Source organism: Streptomyces sp. NPDC043812, from assembly GCF_056436245.1.
In genome coordinates this window covers 1-3,501 of the sequence record NZ_JBWKCY010000081.1, presented here as the reverse complement: position 1 = coordinate 3,501, position 3,501 = coordinate 1, and the positions used below count along the sequence as shown (strand labels likewise).

At 66.5% G+C, this 3,501-nt stretch carries 3 protein-coding genes; all 3 read left to right on the top strand.

Annotated elements, in window-relative coordinates; all coding sequences use genetic code 11:
- Positions 1 to 168: 168 nt before the first annotated feature.
- A complete protein-coding gene (locus tag AC067Z_RS38660; protein ID WP_478794324.1) occupies positions 169 to 1,926 on the top strand; it encodes a WXG100 family type VII secretion target in 1,758 nt (585 codons plus the stop codon).
- 76 nt (positions 1,927 to 2,002) lie between these two features.
- Positions 2,003 to 3,208, top strand: coding sequence for a S8 family serine peptidase (locus AC067Z_RS38655; RefSeq protein ID WP_478794323.1), 1,206 nt, complete (start codon positions 2,003 to 2,005; stop codon positions 3,206 to 3,208).
- A gap of 109 nt (positions 3,209 to 3,317) precedes the next feature.
- The coding region (locus AC067Z_RS38650) for a WXG100 family type VII secretion target (RefSeq protein ID WP_478794322.1) at positions 3,318 to 3,501 on the top strand (184 nt) is incomplete at its 3' end.

The following is a 3,501-nucleotide window of genomic DNA, read 5'->3' as shown; positions in this document are numbered from 1 at the left end:
GGCAACGTCGAGGAGGAACAGCGCGCCCGCTTCCACGAGATCAAGTCGCGCCTGGACAAGGAGCGGGACGAGGCGCTCGAGCGCGAGCAGGCCCGGCAGAAGCCGCCGCAGCCGGGGCAGCCCCGCCAGGATTCCAAGACCAGCACCGAGAAGTGGGGGTGATGAGCCATGAGTGAAGAGAAGCAGCCGAAGGCCGACACCAAGCCGCCTCTGACGCCGCAGGAGCAGCAGCAGGTGGACGAGGCGCAGATCCACGGGACATTCGCGGCCACCGACATGCTGGAGCGGATGACCGACTTCTTCGGCGCTTTCGGCTGGTCGCCCGGCGGCAGTGTCTTCGGCAAGACCCCGTTCGACGGCCGGAAGCTCAACGAAATGCTGGACTTCCTGGAGAGCACCAATCCTGAGCAACTGGATCTCGCCGGTCAGGCTCTGGAGAAGGCGAACACCGACATCAACGAGGCGGCCAAGGACCTGAACGACTTCGTCAGCAAGACCGATTGGACGGGCGAGGCCGCCACCGAGTTCCGGCGTTACGGCCAGGGCGTCGTGGGCTACGCCTGGTCGATCGCCAGGATGGCGAACGCGGTCGGGGCCCAGATGAGGGTAGCCAGCGAGGGCTTGACCTCGGTGCGCAACTCCAGGCCGCCGCGTGACAATCGAGTGGTCCAGAAGGACGCCAAGGACTTCAAGCTCCCGGAGCAGACGCCGGACAACCCTGAGTACCAGAAGGCGCTCCAGGTGGAAAAGGACCGCCAAGAGGCCATCAATCAGATGAACCGCTTGGCGTCGTTCTACGCGGTCTCTCAGGCGACGCTGGCTGCGCAGAAGACCCCGACGCCGCCGGAGGGGTACAAGGCGGCGGTGCCGGCGCCGTCTGCGTGGATCGCCCCTGGAGCCGACTCGGGAAACGAGACGGTGCGTGACGACCTGTCCAGGTCGACTCCGGGTCGCACCGGCAACGTAGACGAGCCGGGCGTAGCAGAGACCACACCTCGCACGGAGTCACCTGGCAAGACAGGAACGATTGCGGACTCCACGGCGGTGGAGATCGACAGTGTGACGACGGCCCCGCCGCCTACGACCACCACTCCGACCACCACGTCGCCCCCTGTCACCGCCAATCCGAGCCAAGGCCCTGTGACTCCGGCGCCGACAAACTTCGGTCTGCCGGTGCGAGGTGGTCCAGTTCCGAGGGCCACCGTGGATCCGCGGCCGACCGGTGCACCGCCGAGCAAGGCTGTGGGCCGGTCCGGACCGACGGGTGGTTCACCTCCGGTAGGCCGACCCACCACTGCGACGGGACGGCAGAGCAGTACACCCCCCGGTCCTTCATCGACTTCGGCGGGTCGCTCACCCATGGGTCGCTCGAACGTGATGGGCCCCACTGCTGGAGGCACAGGACGCTCTGGGAACGGTCGCGGCCAGGCGCCGATCGTGGGTCGGCCTGGCGGTACCGGCCAGCCTGTCGCCGGACGCAGCGGCGGCCCGAACGGGCCTCGTGGCGGCCGGGGAGATGGAATCGTCGGCGGCACGCCACAGCGTCCCACCAGTGGCAGCGCGGGATCGCGCATTCCCCGGGGCACGATCATCGGTGGAGACAGTCCTTCTGCGGGGCGTTCCTCTGCGGCGAGGCCGAGCCAGTCGGGTGTCGTGGGGGCTAACTCCGGCAACAAGACGTCGCGGCCCGTCGGTCGCGGAACTCCGAGCGCGAACGGTGTAGTCGGCACGCCGCGCACTCCTGGCTCTCGTCCCGGTGCCACAGCTGGGGCAGGTGGCGGTCTCGTCGGCGGCCGCGGCAACCAGCGTCGGCCGGGAGACGACGAGCAGGACCGTGAGGGCAATGCCCGTCCTGACTACCTGACGGAAGACGAAGAGACATGGGCGAATCGCCGCCGCGGTGCTGTGCCGCCGGTGATCGACTAACCACTGGGAAGGCTCGGAAGTCAGAATGACGGCACGAACGATCGAGGACCACAGGTTTCGGCGAAGCCTCGGCGCCGTGGCTGCAGTAGTGGCGCTGACAGCCGGTTTCGTCGGCACCGCCCCAGCGGCGGTCGCCGCTGACGCACAGTCGAAACAGTGGTATCTGGCCGCCATGAATGCCGAGGAGATCTGGAAGACGTCGACCGGCGAAGGCATCACCGTGGCCGTCATCGACAGCGGTGTCAATCCGTCCGTTCCCTCCCTCAAGGGCAAGGTTCTGAAGGGAATGGACGTAGCGGAAGCCAAGGGGGACGAGACCGATGATTTCGACGGTCACGGAACCACGATGGCTGAGCTGATTGCAGGCTCGGGGGCGGGCGGGGGCCTCAAAGGTCTGGCACCTGACGCCGAGATCCTTCCCCTGCGAATCAGTGACACCAAGCTCCAGAACAGCGAGAAGGTGAACGCCTTCGACGTAGAAGAAGCGATCAGGGCCGCAGCGGACAGTGATGCCAAGATCATCAACGCTTCGTTCGCCAACAAGTACTACAGCACTTCGGTCCGGGCGGCGGTCAAGTACGCTCAGGCCAAGGGGAAGTTGTTCTTCGCCGGGGCGGGCAACGATGCCCAGAAGGGAAACCCTGAGAGCTATCCCGCCGGTTATCCGGAGGCAATTGCCGTCGCAGCAACCGACAGGCAAGGTCAGGTGGCTGACTACTCCCAGCACGGTGACTTCGTTGATCTCGCCGCTCCCGGCAACGACATCCCGAAGTGGTGCGACGAGACCTTCACCCGCTATTGCGACGGTGACGGTGGCACCAGCGCCGCCACCGCCCTCGCCTCCGCCTCCGCCGCCCTCATCTGGTCCGCCCATCCCGACTGGACTGCGAACCAGGTCCTCCGCGTCATGATCGAGTCCGCCGGCCGTGGCGAGGACTGGAAAGAGGGCACGGTCAGCAACTTCCTCGGCCATGGCACCGTCCGTCCCGGGGCCCACATCAACCGCGGCATCGGCAAGCCGGGCGACCCGGACATCAGCCCCCTGACCAACACGAAGGTCGGCGGTGGCGCAGGTGCCGGCTCGTCCGCCTCGACCGAGCCCTCTGCACCAGCTTCGTCACAAGCCCCGCAGGGCAAGCCGGGTTCCGACGCAGTCGTGACAGGCTCGAGCAAGAGCGCTGATGACGACAGCCAGTTGGGGCTCATCATCGGTGGCGCTGCAGCCGCGGTCGTCGTCGCGGGAGTGGCTTTCGCCCTCGTCCGTCGACGGCGTACTGCCTGACGGTGTCCTTCCGGTCCCCGAAGCAGAGCGCCCCAACCGAGACCATTCTGCGAGCGCCTGACCAGGCGAACGCAACCTCAATGAGAACCCAGGAAAGGGAGAGCGACACATGTCAGTCCAGAAGGTTCGCGATCAGGATCTCAAGGGATTCCAGGACGAACTGACCCGCAAGTTCGAGGACGTCAAAGGCCAGCTGCAGGACCTCCAGGGGGTTATCGACAGCCTCGAAGGCCGTTGGAAGGGCATCGGCGCCGGCGCCTTCGACGGCAAGCAGACCGAGATCAACCAGGGCA